The 15855-nt window shown below is 73.5% G+C and carries 18 protein-coding genes; 2 read left to right on the top strand and 16 right to left on the bottom strand.

What is annotated here, in order from left to right; genetic code table 11:
• The first annotated feature begins 36 nt into the window (after positions 1 to 36).
• Positions 37 to 438 carry a hypothetical protein gene (locus tag GXW83_RS20720; RefSeq protein ID WP_182444511.1) on the top strand — a complete coding sequence of 134 codons (402 nt, stop codon included), beginning with the start codon at positions 37 to 39 and terminating at the stop codon, positions 436 to 438.
• 36 nt (positions 439 to 474) lie between these two features.
• On the opposite strand, the gene GXW83_RS20715 is transcribed toward GXW83_RS20720, so the two are convergent.
• The 3 genes from GXW83_RS20715 to GXW83_RS20705 form a co-directional block, all read right to left on the bottom strand.
• The gene (locus GXW83_RS20715; RefSeq protein ID WP_182444510.1) at positions 475 to 687 is read right to left on the bottom strand and encodes a hypothetical protein; all 213 of its coding nucleotides are present in this window, start codon (positions 685 to 687) and stop codon (positions 475 to 477) included.
• Between the two features lie 147 nt (positions 688 to 834).
• A complete protein-coding gene (locus tag GXW83_RS20710; protein WP_182444509.1) occupies positions 835 to 1254 on the bottom strand; it encodes a molybdopterin-binding protein in 420 nt (139 codons plus the stop codon).
• An 834-nt stretch (positions 1255 to 2088) separates the two neighbouring features.
• Complete coding sequence (locus tag GXW83_RS20705; protein ID WP_182444508.1) at positions 2089 to 3309, bottom strand: trans-acting enoyl reductase family protein; 1221 nt, start codon at positions 3307 to 3309, stop codon at positions 2089 to 2091.
• Positions 3310 to 3437: 128 nt separating this feature from the next.
• On the opposite strand from GXW83_RS20705, the gene GXW83_RS20700 reads away from it, so the two are divergent.
• Positions 3438 to 4115 carry a DUF1707 domain-containing protein gene (locus GXW83_RS20700; protein WP_182444507.1) on the top strand — a complete coding sequence of 226 codons (678 nt, stop codon included), beginning with the start codon at positions 3438 to 3440 and terminating at the stop codon, positions 4113 to 4115.
• Positions 4116 to 4156: 41 nt separating this feature from the next.
• Here GXW83_RS20700 and GXW83_RS20695 read toward each other — a convergent pair whose 3' ends face one another.
• The 13 genes from GXW83_RS20695 to GXW83_RS20635 form a co-directional block, all read right to left on the bottom strand.
• Positions 4157 to 5167 (bottom strand): heme A synthase, encoded by a 1011-nt coding sequence (locus GXW83_RS20695; protein ID WP_182444506.1) that lies wholly within the window; start codon positions 5165 to 5167, stop codon positions 4157 to 4159.
• Positions 5168 to 5258: 91 nt separating this feature from the next.
• Entirely contained in the window at positions 5259 to 6044 is a 786-nt protein-coding gene (locus tag GXW83_RS20690) for an HAD family acid phosphatase (RefSeq protein WP_182444505.1), read from the bottom strand.
• A gap of 185 nt (positions 6045 to 6229) precedes the next feature.
• Positions 6230 to 6934 (bottom strand): hypothetical protein, encoded by a 705-nt coding sequence (locus GXW83_RS20685; RefSeq protein WP_182444504.1) that lies wholly within the window; start codon positions 6932 to 6934, stop codon positions 6230 to 6232.
• A gap of 22 nt (positions 6935 to 6956) precedes the next feature.
• Positions 6957 to 7463: a hypothetical protein gene (locus GXW83_RS20680; protein WP_182444503.1), complete on the bottom strand. Its 507-nt coding sequence runs from the start codon at positions 7461 to 7463 to the stop codon at positions 6957 to 6959.
• A gap of 8 nt (positions 7464 to 7471) precedes the next feature.
• Positions 7472 to 7957 carry a nuclear transport factor 2 family protein gene (locus GXW83_RS20675; protein WP_182444502.1) on the bottom strand — a complete coding sequence of 162 codons (486 nt, stop codon included), beginning with the start codon at positions 7955 to 7957 and terminating at the stop codon, positions 7472 to 7474.
• The gene (locus GXW83_RS20670) at positions 7954 to 8508 is read right to left on the bottom strand and encodes a hypothetical protein (protein ID WP_182444501.1); all 555 of its coding nucleotides are present in this window, start codon (positions 8506 to 8508) and stop codon (positions 7954 to 7956) included. Before GXW83_RS20670 ends, GXW83_RS20675 begins: the two co-directional genes overlap by 4 nt.
• Positions 8505 to 9623 carry an MCE family protein gene (locus GXW83_RS20665; protein ID WP_182444500.1) on the bottom strand — a complete coding sequence of 373 codons (1119 nt, stop codon included), beginning with the start codon at positions 9621 to 9623 and terminating at the stop codon, positions 8505 to 8507. The genes GXW83_RS20670 and GXW83_RS20665 overlap by 4 nt, the downstream gene beginning before the upstream one ends.
• Entirely contained in the window at positions 9620 to 10759 is a 1140-nt protein-coding gene (locus tag GXW83_RS20660; protein WP_182444499.1) for an MCE family protein, read from the bottom strand. Before GXW83_RS20660 ends, GXW83_RS20665 begins: the two co-directional genes overlap by 4 nt.
• A complete protein-coding gene (locus GXW83_RS20655) occupies positions 10756 to 11787 on the bottom strand; it encodes an MCE family protein (RefSeq protein WP_225447135.1) in 1032 nt (343 codons plus the stop codon). Before GXW83_RS20655 ends, GXW83_RS20660 begins: the two co-directional genes overlap by 4 nt.
• Positions 11784 to 12818, bottom strand: a complete 1035-nt coding sequence (locus GXW83_RS20650) for an MCE family protein (RefSeq protein ID WP_182444498.1) — start codon at positions 12816 to 12818, stop codon at positions 11784 to 11786. The genes GXW83_RS20655 and GXW83_RS20650 overlap by 4 nt, the downstream gene beginning before the upstream one ends.
• Entirely contained in the window at positions 12815 to 13846 is a 1032-nt protein-coding gene (locus tag GXW83_RS20645) for an MCE family protein (RefSeq protein WP_182444497.1), read from the bottom strand. Before GXW83_RS20645 ends, GXW83_RS20650 begins: the two co-directional genes overlap by 4 nt.
• Positions 13843 to 15057 (bottom strand): MCE family protein, encoded by a 1215-nt coding sequence (locus GXW83_RS20640; protein ID WP_182444496.1) that lies wholly within the window; start codon positions 15055 to 15057, stop codon positions 13843 to 13845. Before GXW83_RS20640 ends, GXW83_RS20645 begins: the two co-directional genes overlap by 4 nt.
• On the bottom strand, positions 15054 to 15848 hold the full coding sequence (locus GXW83_RS20635) for an ABC transporter permease (RefSeq protein ID WP_182447460.1): 795 nt from the start codon (positions 15846 to 15848) through the stop codon (positions 15054 to 15056). Before GXW83_RS20635 ends, GXW83_RS20640 begins: the two co-directional genes overlap by 4 nt.
• Between the last annotated feature and the right edge of the window lie 7 nt (positions 15849 to 15855).

The following is a 15855-nucleotide window of genomic DNA, read 5'->3' as shown; positions in this document are numbered from 1 at the left end:
ACCGACCGGAGTGGGCCGAGGAGCGGAGGCGGGTCCATGGCGTCAGCGGCGAGCACGCTGGTGAGGCTGTCGGCGACGGGTTGGCCCGCGGCCAACGGGGCGCTCATCGACGCCATCACCCAGGTGTACGACTGGCGGGCGGCCACCGTGGAGCACAGCCGGGTGACGCCCAAGCCCGGCCTGGCCCACACCGACATGTACCTGATTGAGACGGGCCGCGCCAAGCCCCACCCGCAACCGCGCCGACTGGCGCCCTCCGGCGCGGGCAGCGTCCACGTCGTGCTGACCGGCGAGGCGGCCGCGGCCGACCGGTTGCACGCGCTGATCCACGCGTCGTTCCGCTGCGGCGAGACCACACCCTCCGAGCAGACCAGGCAACTGAGCTTCACCGTCTACCCGGAGGACGCCCCGCCGGACGCCGTTTTCTCCCCGCTGTGAGCGGCGCCGGAGCCGCGCGGGGCCGCTGACGGCCGGTCAGGCCGCCAGGGCGGAGGCCCCGCGGATCTTGAAGACGTTGACGAGCGCCCCCCGGACCGGGTGCCCGTCCAGGTCGAGGGCTCGGAAGACGCGGCCGGAGGGGGTCTCCTCGATCCGCAGGGAACCGGGGTGGATGTCGATCCACCCGGTCGTCAGAAGCAGTGCCAGCGCGCCCTCGGTCGGGCCGCCCCAGATGCCATGATCGTCCATGGCCACAGCTTGGCAGGGGGGTCTGACAACCGCCTCAGAAGCATCTCAAGGGATGATGAGACGGACGCCGGACAGGGGCGTCCTGGATGAGATTGTCCGATCATCTCGTCGGCAACCCTCGCGCCGAAGGATCACCGCCGCCCGGGGTCAGGGCGTCGCCAGAGCCACCTCGGTGGACTTGATCAGGGCGACCACCGGCATGCCCGGCGCCAGCCCCAGGTCGGTGACCGCCTCCCTGGTGATCGCCGCGGTGAGCTCGCCGCCGTCGATGGTGACCTTGACGGTGGCCATGGCCGCGCCGGTGGCGACGGCGGTGATCGTGCCGGGGAGCTGGTTGCGGATGCTCAGGCCCTTGACCGGCCCGGTGGCCAGGGAGACCTCGGTGGACTTCACCATGGCGCGGACCTGAACGCCCTCGGCCAGGCCCAGCTCCTGCACCGACTCCAGGGTGATCGCCGAGGTGATGTCCTGCCCGCCGACCAGCCGGGTCCGCACGGTGGCCATCACCTCGCCGGGCGTGACCGCGGTGACGGTGCCGGGGATCTGGTTGCGGATGCTCAGGCTCATGGTCCGACCTCGGGTGACGGTGATGCGACAGGGGAGTGGCGGCGGTCGGGCCGGTGCGTCGGGCCGTCGGCCTGCGCCGCTCGGCCCACCGTAGCCACCGCGCGCGGGAGCCGGGCCCGGACCGGGCCCCGCGCCCCGGCCGCGCCGCCGGGTGTCATCCGTTCGGGCGCACCCGGCCCGGCCGCCGTCCCCGCCGCCGGGCCGGGCTCGTTGCCCAGGACATGGACGTGGACATCCGGCCGCATCGGTCCGTGGGAGCGGTGCGCAACCCTGCAGAAACGTTGCTTCAGGCGCCGACGCCACTGTTCGACGCGTTGGCCGCGCAGTGGCAGCAAGCCGGCCGGACCGTGCCCGGGCGTCCGGACCCGCAGTGGGAGCGGCTGGCCGAGAAGCCCCGGTTCCGCCGGGCGGTGTGGGTGCAGCACAGCATCGGGGCCGGTCCCACCCGGACCGGCCCCTACGCTGCCGCTCCGCCGTGTCCCCCACCCGGGAACGCGGAGCGCGGTGCCGCGGAGCTGCCACCCCCGCAGCCCCCGTTGTCGTGAGGGGGGACCACAGGGCGGGACGGCGGCGCTGTCCGCGGCCGGGACGACCGTCCGGCCAGGGGCTGTCCGGGCGTCCCGCCGGTGACCACGGGCCCCGGGAACCGCTCCGGACCCCACCGCCACCGACCTCGGCTGCTCGCCGATGTGCTCCACAGTGCCCGGTGAATGTTAAGCGCGTGCTGCCGATGTGTGTCGTGGACGTACTGACTTGCCGTCGGCCCGGAAACGCGGCACCGGACGCGCTGTCAGGCCCAGCTCAGGCATCGCTCAGGCCCGGCTCAGGCCCGGCTCAGGCCCCGCGCCGGTCGCCGGGGGCGCCGGTGACCGGGCCGTCCAGGACGGCGAACCGCAGGCCGTGGGCGGTCAACCGGTCGATCAGGGCGGAGCCGAGGGCCTGCGCGGTGGTCACCTGGCCCGCCGTCGGCGGCAGCGGGTCGAAGGCCAGGCACAGGGCGGACTCGGCCAGCATGGCCGCCGTCTCGCCGTACCCGGGGTCGCCCCCGGACACCTCGGTGACCACCCGCCGACCGCCGCTGACGCCGACGAACCTGACGGTGAACCAGCTCCGGGCCCGCTGCTCGGCGTCCGGGCCCTCGCCCGGGGCGCGCAGAGCGGCCAGCGCCCGGCGCAGCGGCGGGACGGGCGCGACCGCCGCCAGCAGGCCCGCGCCGAGGACCCCGGCCACGGCGATCGGCAGCCGCTTCACCGCCGCGTGGTGGGCGTAACTGAAGTCCGGGCCGTAGCCGGGCAGGGCGGCTGCCGAGCGGGCCACCACGGCCGGGTCGATGGTCGGCAGCGGCAGCACCCAGGCGCGGGCGGCCCGGGACCAGCGCGGCAGCCCGGTGACCGCGCGGATCCGCCGCCCGGCCGGTGCCGGTTCGGCCGCCCGGCGTCGCCTGGCCGTCCGCAGCAGGGCCAGCGGGCGGGAGAAGGCGGTCAGCGCGGAGGCCAGGGTTCCGCCGGACAGGGTGCCCGAGGCCCGGACGAAGCCCTGCACGGCCATGGGGGAGCCGGGCTCCGCCCCCGCCGCCGCCAGCTGCTCCACGGTGAACAGCACGCCCAGATCGTGCGGGACCGAGTCGAAGCCGCAGGCGTGCACCAGCCGCGCACCGGTGGCCAGCGCCCGGGCGTGGTGGCGCAGATACATCAGGTCCACGAACTCGGGCTCGCCGGTCAGGTCCAGGTAGTCGGTGCCCTCCTCGGCGCAGGCCGCCACCAGCGGCTCCCCGTGGCGCAGGTAGGGGCCGACGGTGGAGACCACCACCCGGGTGGAGGCAGCCACCGTGCGCAGCGCGGCCGGGTCGGCGGAGTCGGCGAGCAGCAGCGGCAGCTCGGCCAGCTCCGGATCGACGGCGGCCAGCCGGCTCCGCAGCGCCGCCAGCTTGGCCCGGTTGCGGCCGGCCAGCGCCCAGCGGCAGCCGGGCGGGCGGTTGCGGGCCAGGTACTCGGCGGTGAGGGCGCCGGTGAAGCCGGTGGCGCCGAACAGGACGATGTCGTACGGGCGGCTCATACCGGTCCCTACTGATGGGTAGCCTGCGGGCGCCGCCACGCTAGGGACAGCCGGGAGCCGCTGTCAACGGCTGCGCCGGAGGCATCGGCTGATGACCGCCGCCGCCCTCATGCCCTAGGGTTTTGGGCATGAGCCTGCCGATGCCGCTGGAACCCGAGAACCCCAAGGAATTAGGGGAGTTGCGGGTCTCCCACGAGGACCGCGACCAGGTCGCCGAAGCCCTGCGGGTGGCCGCCGGGGACGGACGGCTGACCATGGAGGAGCTGGACGAGCGGCTGGAGGCGGCCCTCACCGCCCGTACCTACGCCGACCTCGCGCCGCTGCTGGCCGACCTGCCCGGCGCCGGGGCGGGCGTACCCGCCCCGAGCCGCAGCGCGGCCCCGGCCCCGGTGCAGCCCCGGGAGCTGGTCCGGGTGAAGCGGGTCGGCGGCAACCTCGCGTACGACGGCGCCTGGCCGGTGCCGAAGCGGCTGGAGATGGAGCTGCACGGCGGCTCGGCGCGGCTCGACTACACCCACGCCGTGGTCGGCGGCGCCGAGAGCGAGATACGCCTGCGGATGCGCGGGGGCTCGCTGCGCATCACCGTTCCGTCGGGCTATGCGGTGGACACCATGGGGCTGAGCATCCGCGGCGGCGGCGTCCGGGACCGCTCCCAGCGGGGCGCGGAGCCCGGGGCGCTGGTCCTGCACCGGATCACCGTCGTCGGCGAGCTGGTCGGCGGCAGCGTGGTCGTCGACCCGCCGGGGCAGCCCGCGCAGCGCCGACCGGGCCTGCTGCGCCGGATCTTCGGACGCAAGGACCGCTGACGGTACGGGCCGCCGGGCCCTGGTTAGGCCGGGCGCGGCGGCTACGGGCGCGCGGCGAGCGGCCGGGGCTCCTCGGCGGCCGGGGCGGCGGCACCCCTGTCGATGTCCGCGCCGGTGTCAGCATCGGCGTCCGCTGCGGGGCGCTCGCGCAGGGCGAAGGGGATGCGCAGCGTGGCGATCCAGACCAGGCAGGCCCCGGCCACGTGGATGCCGACCAGCCACGCGGGCAGCCCGGTGAAGTACTGCCAGTAGCCCACCGCGGCCTGCAGCACCAGCAGCACCCCCAGCTCGGCGGTGCGCCGGAAGGCGGCCTGCGGCCCGTTCACCGCCTTGATGGCGAACAGCAGCGCCACGGTCAGCCCGCACACCAGGAACACCAGGTCGCCGTGGAGCTGCGCCACCCGGTCCCAGTCGAAGGGCATCCGGGCGGCCACGCCGGTGTCGCCGGAGTGCGGCCCGGTGCCGGTCACCGCCGTGCCGACGACCAGCAGCAGCGCCGTCGCCCCGGCCAGCGCGTAGCCCAGGGAGCGGATGGCCCCGGGGACCAGCGGGCGCGGCAGGCCGTCGCCCTCGCGGGCGCGCTCCCAGGTGCGGATGGTCACCACGATGAACGCCATGGCCAGCAGGAAGTGCCCGGCCACCATGAACGGATTCAGCTTGGTCAGCACCGACAGACCGCCCATCACCGCCTCGGCGACGACCAGCCCGAACTGCGCCCAGGCCAGCCGGACCAGCTCGGGGCGGCGGTCGCGCTGCAGCGAGGCGGCGACGATCAGCCAGCCGACGGCGGCGCACAGCACGTAGATCAGCATCCGGTTGGAGAACTCGATCACGCCGTGGACGCCCATGGCCGGGGTCGGCGTCAGGCTGGTCGAGGTGCACTCGGGCCAGGTCGGGCAGCCGAGCCCGGAGCTGGTCAGCCGGACCGCGCCGCCGGCCACCACGATGATGACGCTGGCGACGACCGAAGCGAGGGCCGCCCGGCGCACGGTGGCGCCGTTCGACTGGTACCGGGACGCGACGAGACTCCACAGATTGGGCACGTCCCACATGGTAGGCGTCCCCGATTCGGGACCTCGCGCCGCCCTGCCCGCGCCGGTCGTCCTCCGGCGGGACCGGTGCACACAGGACGGCGGGATCGGCTCAGGGCAGGAAGTACATCGGGTTCGGGATCTTGAAGTCCCGGTCGGCGCTGCCGCCGGAGAGGTCGCTGTACTGGTCGCCGAAGTTGCCGACGATGTCGTAGCCCAGGCTCTCGATGTGGGCGCGGGTGTCGGCCTTGTACTGGTCGGTGGTGCAGGTCGCGCCGCAGGGCAGGTACGAGGGCGGGTTGGCCGTGTTCTTCATGAACAGGTCGGTGTCGCTCGCCGCAGGGAAGCCGACAGCGGCCAGATTGGCCTCCGTGTAGCCGCGCTGCGCCTCCGGGCGGCCGGTGATGTAGAAGACCGTGTAGCCCTGCTGCTGCGCCCACTGCGCCAGGTTGTTCATGCCGAACACGGCGGGCATGGTCTTGCTGGCGATGTACGCGGCGTTGCTGGCCGGGCTGTAGACGAAGGTCGTCTCCAGCTCGTAGTTGTAGGTGGACAGCGAGGTGTCGTCCACGTCGAGCACGATGGCCTTCCGGGCCCCGTGGTCGTGCCGGGCCCGGTCGCCCAGGTACTTCTCGGCCTGCGCCTCTATGCCGTGCACCTGGATGGCGTAGTTGCTGCTCGGCGACGGCCAGTGCTCGCCGTTGGCGTCCACGGTGTCGCCGTAGTACGCCTCGATCTGCGCGACCTCGGTGGTCATGTTGGTGATCTGCTTGTCGGTGCGCGGGGCGGTGGTGTCGGCCACGGCGAAGCCTCCGCCCGCCACCAGGGCGCCCACGACCACGCCGACGCCGAGCGTGACGAGCTTCTGCGAATGGTTCCTGACGGTGCGTCCGAGCATGTCTGGCCGGCTCCTTCTGCCGCCGAGCGGTGAGCGCTTGTCGCCTGGCGCTGGTGCGGCGGGTTCGGTGCCCCAGACCGTAGGGGGCGACCGAGGTGCCGGTCAAGGGTTGTCTATGCGTGTCGTCTACGCGGGTTGCGTTTCAGCAATGTGCTTTGCCAGTGCGGCATCTGACAGCGTGTTGGTCACTCGGTGAAGGTGTTGATGGAGCTGATCAGCCAACTGCCGTGGCGCAGCACCGTGGAGACGGTGAACATCGCCGGGGACTCCTGGCTGTCCGAGGCGGCGCTCGCGCCCGCGCCGGCGGTGGTGTCGCGCTGGTCCGCGAAGACCAGCAACTGCGCCCGTTGGCCGTCGAGTTGCTCGACACCGCAGTCGGTGACGGTGGTGGTGAGCACCAGCTTGAGCCGGTCCGCCTGGGAGCGCACCGCGCTCAGCAGGGTCGCGTACTGCTGCACGGCCGAGCCGGTGAGCAGGGACTTGGCGGCGTCGTCGGTGCGGGCCGGGTCGGTGTAGTCGTAGGAGAACAGGGCGCTCACCGCCTGCGTGACGCTGCCCTTGACCTGGCTGGTCCGGGCGGCGTCGGCGAGCGCGGTGTTGTCGTGGTCCGGGCCCGCGTTCACCCCGGCGGCGCGGGTGTGCGCGTACCCGGCGAAGCAGCCGAGGGCCAGCGTCAGCAGGACCGCGATCAGCGGGCGGCGCGGGCGCGGCAGGGCGCGCAGGGCCGCCCGCAGCGCCCGCAGCGGGCGGCGGCGTGGGCGCTGCGGCCCGGGCGGTGCGGCGGGCTCGCGCCTCCGCCGCTCGGGCGGGGAGGCGACCGTGCCCGTGCCCGCCGTCGGCCTGGCCGCGACCCGGCGCCGGTGGTTGATGGTCTGACGGCTGGTGGTCATCCGGCTGTGCCCTCCGGTCGGTTCACTGGTCGGTGGCGGACGCCTGGTCCAGGTCGCTGAGCTTCCAGCCCTGGGCGGTACGGGTGAGCTGACCGAGCAGCCTGCTCTGCTTGGTCGTCGGGGAGCCGCCCGGCGTGGTGACCGTGATCTGCAGGGCGACCATCACCGACGCCCGACCGGTCCGGGTGTCCAGCTCGGTCACCGCGCCCGCCAGCACCCGGGCCGTGGTGACCGTACGGGCCTGCTCCACCTGCTTGGTGAAGTCCGCCTTGCCCTGGTCCAGTTGGGTGCGCAGGCCGCCGGTGGTGGACTGGTCCCAGGTGCTCAGACCGGCGCTGACGTGCTGCCAGTCCAGGGTGTTGAGGTTCTGCACCGCCTGCTCCCCGCTGGCCAGCACCTGGTCCCGGCTCCGGGCCAGCGCCGCCGAGCCGTCGTGGGCGGCCGCGTACCAGGACCAGCCGCCCCAGGCCGCCGCCCCGGCGGCCAGGACCGCCAGGGCCCGGGCCGCCGCCGTCACCGCTGCTGCCACTGCATCTCCTAACGCTGCGTCATGTCACTGATGCGCCAATGCCCGTCGACCAGACGGGCGGTGACGGACAACTGCCCGGCCACGGTGGACGGCTGGGCGCCCTGCCGCTGGGCGGTCTGGTCCACGAAGACCAGCAGCTGCGCCTGGTCCCCGGTGAGGCTGACCACGCCGCTGTGCACCACCCGGGTGGTCACGGTCAGCCGCTGGCTGCCGATCTGCCCCTGGATCCCGGCGAACAGCGCCTGGTACTGGGTCGAGGCGGCGCCGCTGAGCAGGCGCCGGGCGGCCAGCGCGGTCGCCGTCGCGGACTGCGGCGAGTACGACAGGATGCGCGTCAGCGCGGCGTCCACCTGGGCGTCGACCCCGGCGGTGGCCGCCGGGTCGATCACCGCGCGGTCGGGGGCGGCGGCGGGCCGGGTGAGCGCGGCGGCGCCGCCGAGGCCGAGCGCGGCCAGCCAGGCCATGGCCGGGACGGCCCAGCGCAGCCCCCTCACGGCGCACTGCCGGACGGGGCTGGGGATGGAGTTGCGTCGCCGGAGAGGGTGGTCAGCGCGGAGACCTTCCAGCCCGCGCCGGTGCGCACCAACTGTGCCTGGATGCCGCGTGCCTGCGTCTGCTCGGTCGTGCCCACCGCGCTGACCCGGACCGCGAGGGTGGCGATCAGGGTCGCCCGGCCGCTGCCCGGGTCCAGGGCGGTGAGCGCGGCGGCGGTGACGCTGCCCCTGGCGTCCGTGCCCGAACCGCGCAGCGAGGCAAGGCTGCTGTCGGAGCCGCTCTGCAGCCCGTCGTGCAGGGTGCCGGTGGTGGCGTCCAGCCAGGTGCGGAGCGTGCGGTCGGCCGCGCTGCCGCTGGTGCCGTCGGCGCTGCTCAGGGCGGTCAGGTCGGCGCGCCCGTCGGCGAGGGCGGCGTCCCGGGCGCGGGCCGGGCCGGCGTCCCCGGCCGGGCGGGCCGCCCACCAGCAGCCGACCAGCACGCAGGCGAGCACGCCGCCGACGGTCGCGCCCCACCACAGCGCCGCCCGCCAGTCGATATGACGCAGCGTCATTTGCCTTCTCCGCCAGGTGCGTTGCCGGAGCCGCGGACGTCCCGGCCGGTGCTGGGCGGGGCGGTGCAACCTGCGGCGCTGTTCCAGGCCCCGGCGGTGGTGTCGGTGCCGCTGTGGTGGGTGGTGCCGCCGTATCCGGCGGTGCAGGGCAGCGGGTCGAAGAAGGTGACGGCCATGCTCATGTGGGCGCCGCTGCCGTTGATCGCGGTGGCTCCGGCCGCCGCCACCGCCGGCAGGCTGACCAGCAACTCCTGCACCCCGGCCTGCCGGTCCACGGCCACGTCGGCGGTGGTGAGCAGATTGGCCAGCACCACGCCCAGGTTGGGGCCGACGTCCTGGAGCAGTTGGTCGAGCTGGGTGGCGGCCTGCGGCGCGGCGGCGATCAGTCGGCGCAGGTCGGTGTCCGAGTCGTCCAGCTGCGCGGCCAACTGGTCGGCGCTGGTGGCGAACGAGCGGATGGCGTCGCCCTCGTCGGCCTGGGTCTGCAGCACGGCCTGGCCGTCCACGAGCAGGGTGGTGGTGGCCGGGAGCGCCCGGTCGGCGGCGGCGGTGAACTGGCTGCTGCTGTCGAGCAGCGCCTGCAGGTTCTGCGCCTGCCCGGTGAAGGCGTCGCCGAGCTGGTCCACCACGGTGCGCAGGGACTGCAGCGGCACCGACCCGGTGAGCTGGTTGACGCTTTCGAGCATGGTGGTGACCGGCGCCGGGGTGGTGGTGTCGGCCTGCGGGATGGTGTCGCCGCCGACCAGGTAGGGGGCCCGGTCGGTGCCTGGCTGCAGGTCCAGGTACTCCTCCCCGGCCACCGACAGGTCCGCGACCTGGGCCCGCAGCCGGCGCGGGATGCGGTGCTGGGAGTCGTCGATGTGCAGCTCGGCCTGGACCCCGTCGTCGGTGAGCCGGATCGCGCCGACCCGGCCGACGGAGACGCCCCGGTAGGTGACGTCGGCGTTGGGGAACAGGCCGCCGGTCTGCGCCAGGTCCACCCGGACGACGTAGTAGCCGGGCATCCCGAAGGCGCCCCCGACGTCGGCGTAGTCCGCGCCCAGGTAGCCCAGGACCACGGCGGACAGGGCCAGGAAGGTGACGTTCTTGACCAGGACGGCGCGCCTGAGCCTCACGGGGTGCCTCCTCGGGTGGCGGTCGCCGACGGCAGCGGGAAGGGCAGCAGGCCCGCCTGCCCGGCCTTGCCGCTGCGGGCGGTGTCGCTGGTGGCCGGTGGCGGGAAGACGCTGTCGGCCGCCGACAGCGCCGGGATGATCCGGGTGTCCGGCGGGGCGGCCAGCTCCAGGTAGGTGTTGAGGTAGTCGCCCTTGACGCCGTTCAGCACCTGGTCGGTGAACGGGTAGGTCACCAGCACCTGCAGCGAGTCCGGCAGCGCCTGTCCGGCGTCGGCGAGCCGTTGCAGGGTCGGCGCCAGCCCCTTCAGGTCGGCCACCAGGTCGGCCTTGCTGGCGTTGACGGTGTCGGTGGCCACCCCGGAGAGGGTGTCCAGCGACTGGAGCATGGTGACCAGTTGCTGCCGCTGCTGGGAGAGCACGTCCAGGCCCGGGCTGAGGTCGCTGAGCACGGTGTTGATCTGCTGGTTGCGGGCGGCCAGTGTGGACGACAGCCGGTTCAGGCCGTCGAGGGCGGCGGTGATGTCCTGCCGGTGCGCGTCCAGGTCGCCGACCAGCGTGTCCAGGCGGCCGAGCAGATCGCGGACCTCGGGTTCGTTGCCGGAGAGCGCCTGGTTGAGTTCGGTGCTGATGGTCTTCAACTGCTGTACGCCGCCGCCGTTGAGCAGCAGCGACAGGGCGCCGAACACCTCCTCGACCTCGGGCGAGCGGTTGGTCCGGGCCAGCGGGATGGTGTCGCCGTCGCCCAGCCGCCCGGTGGCGGCCTGCCCGCTCGGCGGCGCGGACAGCGACACGTACTTCTCGCCGAGCAGGCTGGACTGCTCCAGCGAGGCGTAGGCGTCGCCGGGCAGCTGTACGTCGCCGTTGACCTCCATGGTGACCACGGCGGTCCAGCTGTCCGGGGCCAGCGAGATCCGCGTGACCCGGCCCACGGGGACGTCGTTGACCTCGACCGATGCCTGCGGGACCAGGCTGAGCACGTCGGTGAAGTCCGCCCGGACGGTGTACGGGTGGCTGCCCAGGGCGGCCCCGCCGGGCAGCGGCAGGTCCTGCAGCGCGGTGTAGCCGGAGCAGCCGCCGGTGCCGAGCACCGCGCCCGCCACCAGCCAGCAGCAGGCGGCGCGTCCTGGCCGGTTCACCGGGTGCCGCCGGTGGCCGGGAAGGGCATCGGCAGGCTGAGCTCGTTGAGGTCGGCGCGGCCGTCGATGCTCTTCTGGGCCGGGTCGTAGGCGTTGAGCAGGTTGTCGGCGGCCAGTGGCGCGGCGGTGAGCAGCTCGGCCAGCGAGGCCCGCTGCTTGGCCATGGCCTGGGTGATCGGCACCAGTTGGTCGACGATGCCCTGGAGCCGGCTCCGGTTGTCCTGGATGAAGCCCTGCACCTGGCCCAGGGCGGTGGCCAGTTGTGCCAGGGCGGAGCCCAGGTCGCTCCGGTCCTGGGCCAGGAAGCCGCTGACGGTGGACAGTTCGCCGGTCGCGGACTGCACCTGGCTGTTGTTCTGCTTCAGCATGCTGGTGAAGCTCTGCAAGGAGGTGAGGGTGGCGAAGAGTTCGCTGCTGTTGCCGTTCAACGTCTGCGCTGCGGAGCCGAGTTGGCTGATGCTGTTGCCGATGGCGGCGCCGTTGCCGTCGAGGTTGGCGGCGCCGGTGTCCAGCAGCTGCGACAGCGCGCCGTCGGTGTTGGCGCCGTTCGGCCCGAGCGCGTCGGCGAGTTGGGTGATGCTCTGGTAGAGCTGGTCGATCTCCACCGGGCTGCCGGTGCGGGCGAGCGGGATCGTCCCGTGGTCGTGCAGCTGCGGGCCGCCGGTGTAGGCCGGGGTGAGCTGGACGTAGCGGTCGGCCACCAGGGTGGGCGCGACCACGACGGCGGAGGCGTCGGCCGGCACCCGTACGCCGGAGTCCACCGCCAGCACCACCCGGACCTGCGTGCCGTCCGGGGAGACCGACTCCACCGTGCCCTCCTTGACGCCGAGGATGCGCAGGTCGGAGCCGGGGTAGACGCCGATGGTGCGGCTGAAGTAGGCGGTGATCCGGATGCCTCCGCCGCCGCCGAGGGGGACCAGCCCGGCCGCCGTGCCGCCGCCGACCACGACCACCAGCGCGGTGCCGGCCGCGATCGCGGCCCGGGTGGAGCCCCGGAGCAGGGACAGCCTGTCCAGTACGGATGTCACTTGCCGGTACCTCCGGTGGTCGGGGACGCGCAGCCGTCGGACGGCGGCTTGTCGGAGGGCAGGTAGCCGGCGGGGATCAGCCCGCACAGGTAGACGTCGAACCAGCGGCCGCTGCCGAGGGCGTCGCCCAGCTGCGCGTAGTAGGGACCGGCCAGCGCCAGCACCTGGTCCAGGTCGGTCTGGTTGGCCTGGAGCACCGAGACCACCCGGGACAGCGCGCTCAGGGTCGGCGCCAGCTGCCGGTCGTCGTCCTGGACCAGGCCGGTCAGCTGGGCGCCCAGCTGGGTGGTGCCGGTGAGCAGCGCGTGGATGGCGTCGCGCCGGCTCTGCACCTCGGCCAGCAGCTGGTTGCCGTCGTCGATCAGCGAGGCGAGCCTGCTGTTCTGGTCGGCGACGGTGCCGGTCAGGGTGGCGCTGGCGGAGAGCAGCTTGGCCAGGGCTGCGTCCCGGCTGGAGATGGTCTGCGACAGCGCGGACAGGCCGTCGACCGCCGAGCGCACCGACGGCGGGGTGTCCTTGAAGGTGTCGGCGATGGCCTGGAAGCTCTGCGCCAGCTGCTTGCTGTTCACCGAGCCCAGGGTCTGGCCCAGGCCGTCCAGGGCCTGCGTGACGTCGAACGGGGAGGTGGTGCGGGTGCGCGGGATGGTCAGGGACGGGTTCTGCGCGCTGTCGCCGAGCGGGTCCACCGCCAGGTACTTGGCGCCGAGCAGGGTGCGGATGCCGATGGACACCGTGCTGGCGTCGCCCACCCACGCGCCCTGGACCCGGAAGCCGACCTTGACCTGCGCGCCGTCCAGCGCCACCGAGTCCACCGTGCCGACCTTGACCCCGGCGACGCTGACCTCGTCGCCCGGGTCCAGGCCGGCCGACTCGCTGAAGTACGCGCTGTAGTGCGTGCCGCCGCTGCCGACCAGCGGCAGCGCGTCCGCGTCGTACGCCGTCAGTGCCGCCAGCGCACACACCACCACGCCGACCAGGCCCACCCAGACCGGGTTGCGCTGCCGCAGCGGCTTGAACAGGGGCGGTCTCATGAGCGGCACCTCGGCTCGGTGATGGCGATCCCGGTGGGCGGCGCGCTGCCGTCCGAGGTGGAGACGCCGCTGACGGTGGCCTGGCACAGGTACAGGTTCAGCCAGGAGCCGTAGGAGGCGGTCCGGCCGACGGCGGCCAGCTTGGCCGGGGTCTTCTGCAGGAAGTCCTCCAGCTCGGGGGTGCCCGCGGCCAGGTTGTCCGACAGCCGGCCCAGCTGGGCGATGGAGTCCTTCAGCGGCTGGCGCCCCTGCTGTAGCAGCCCGGCGGTGCTGGTGGTGAGCCCGGCGAGGGCGGTGACCGCGTCGCCGATCGGCTGCCGGTCCGCGGAGAAGCCGCTGACCAGGGTCTGCAGGGTGGAGACCAGCTGGGTGAAGCCCTGCTGGTGGGCGTTGACGTCGTCCAGCACCGACGTCAGGTTGTCGATGACCGCGCCGATCACCTGGTCCTTGGCGGCCAGGGTGTTGGTGAGCGTGCCGACGTCCTGGACCAGCCCGTCCACGGTGCCGCCCTCGCCCTGGAGCACCTGCACGATCTCCTGGGCGAGCTGGTTGGTCTGGTCCGGGTCCAGCCCCTGGAACAGCGGCTGGAAGCCGTTGAACAGCTGGGTCAGGTCCAGCGCGGGGGAGGTGCTCTGCAGGGCGATGGTGCCGCCCGGCTTCAGCGACTTCCCGACCGGGCCGACGCCCTGGTCCAGCTCCAGGTAGCGTTCGCCGACCAGGTTCAGGTACTTGACCGAGGCGGTCACCGAGGCGGGAAGCGCCCGGCCGCGCTGCACCGAGAAGTGGACCAGGGCGTAGCGGCGGTCCTCCACCCGGATGCTGTCCACCTGGCCCACCTGCACCCCGGCGATGCGCACGCTGTCGCCCGGGGTCAGCCCGGTGACATCGCTGAACTGCGCGTTGTAGCCGGCGGTGGAGCCCACCGAGGTGTCGGAGACGGCGAAGGCCAGGGCGGTCGTCGCCAGCGAGGTGACCGCCACGAACACCAGCGACTTGACCGCCGGGCCGACGATGCTGCGGCGCTTCACTTGACGCCCACCTCCGTCCCGCGCAGGACCGGGCCGACCAGCAGGCTGCTCCAACTGGGCAGGGAACCGGCCGTGGTGTCCAGCTGCGGCGCCAGCAGTTCGTTGATCAGGGCGTTCTCCTGGGGCGTGTTGGGCTGTCCGGTGTACGGGGTGCTGTAGCAGGCCGGGCCGCCGGCCTTGTCGTACACCGGGGTGTCCGTGCCGGGCAGGTACGCGCCGCGCGAGGGGGCGGTGGTCAGGTCCACGTGCAGGCCGGGCTCGTCGGTGCCCTTGCCCAGGGCCTTGTCCATCACCGGCACGAACGCGGCCAACGTCCGCAGCGTGCAGGGGAATTCGGACGAGTAGCGGCCGAGCAGGGTGAGCGTGCCGCGGCTGTCGGCAGCCAGCCGGATGATGGTGGACTGGTTCTGCTTCAGGAACGCGGTGGTAGTCCCGGCGGCGGCGGTGGTGGTGGCGTACAGGCCGGCCAGTTGGCTCTGCTGGTTCGCCACGGTGCCGCTGGTGACGGTGAGTTCGGTCAGCGCCTGGAGCAGGTCGGGGGCGGCGTCGGCGTACGACTGGCTGACCTTCACCAGGTTGTGCAGGTCGGCGTTGAGCGCCGGCAGCTGCGGGTTGATCTGCCTGAGGTAGGCGTCCAGGCTGGCCAGGGTGGTGCCGAGTTCGGCGCCGCGCCCCTGCAGCGCGCTGGCGACGGCGTTGAGCGTGGCCGACAGCTGGGCCGGCTGGACGTCGTCGAGCAGCGGCAGCAGGTTGCTGAAGACCTGTTCCAGCTCGACCGCGTCGCCGGAGCGGTCCTCGGGGATGGTGCTGCCGGGTGTCAGCGCGGCGTCGGCGGTGGCGCCGTAGGGCGTGGCCGAGGGCACCACCAGGGCCACGTAGCGGGCGCCGAACAGGGTGGTGGGCAGCATCTGCGCGGAGACGTCGGCGGGGATCTGCCGCAGCTCGCCGGGGGCGATGGCCAGGGTCAGCGTCGCCCCCGAGCCGTTGGCCCGGATGGCGCTGACCCGGCCGACGACCACGCCGCGCAGCTTGACGTCCGCGTTCACCTGCATCTGGTTGCCGACGCTGTCGGTGCGCACCCGGACGCTGTCGGTGTCGCTGAAGTCGTGGTCGTACACCGACACCGACAGCCAGGCCAGCAGGACCGGCACCAGCAGGAAGCACAGCCCGGCGCCCCGGCGGCGCAGCGCGGAGACCGGTCGGGCGCTCATCCGGCCACCCGCACCGTCGTGGTGGCGCCCCAGATCGCCAGGCTGAGGAAGAAGTCGGTGAGGCTGATGATCACGATGGCGTTGCGCACCGAGCGTCCGACCGCGATGCCCACCCCGGCCGGTCCGCCCTTGGCGTGGTAGCCGTAGTAGCAGTGCGCCAGGATCACCACCACGCTGAAGACCAGCACCTTCAGCGCCGACAGCAGCACGTCCTCGGGGGCGAGGAACAGGTTGAAGTAGTGGTCGTAGACGCCCGCCGACTGGCCCTCGCCGTAGACGGTGACCAGCCGCGAGGCGGCGTACGAGCTGAGCAGCCCGACGCCGTACAGCGGGACGATGGCGACCACCCCGGCGATCACCCGGGTGGTGACCAGGTAGGGCACGCTGCGGATGCCCATGCCCTCCAGCGCGTCGACCTCCTCGTTGATCCGCATGGCCCCGAGCTGGGCGGTGAAGCCCGCGCCGACGGTGGCGGACAGCGCCAGCCCGGCGACCAGCGGGGCGATCTCGCGGGTGTTGAAGTAGGCCGAGATGAAACCGGTGAAGGCGGTGGTGCCGATCTCGTTCATGGCCGAGTAGCCCTGCAGGCCGACGACGGTGCCGGTGGCCAGGGTCATCCCGACCATCACGCCCACGGTGCCGCCGATCACGCCCAGGCCGCCGCTGCCGAAGGCCACCTCGGACAGCAGCCGCAGCACCTCCTTCAGGTAGCGGCGCAGCGTGCGCGGCACCCACAGCAGCACGCTCAGGTGGAACAGCAGGTGGTCGCCGGACTCGTCCAGCCAGCGCAGCCGGTTG

The organism is Streptacidiphilus sp. PB12-B1b, from assembly GCF_014084125.1.
In the GTDB taxonomy this organism is placed as follows: Bacteria; Actinomycetota; Actinomycetes; order Streptomycetales; family Streptomycetaceae; genus Streptacidiphilus.
Note: the sequence above shows the minus strand (reverse complement) of the source record. Positions and strands in the feature narration are given on the sequence as shown.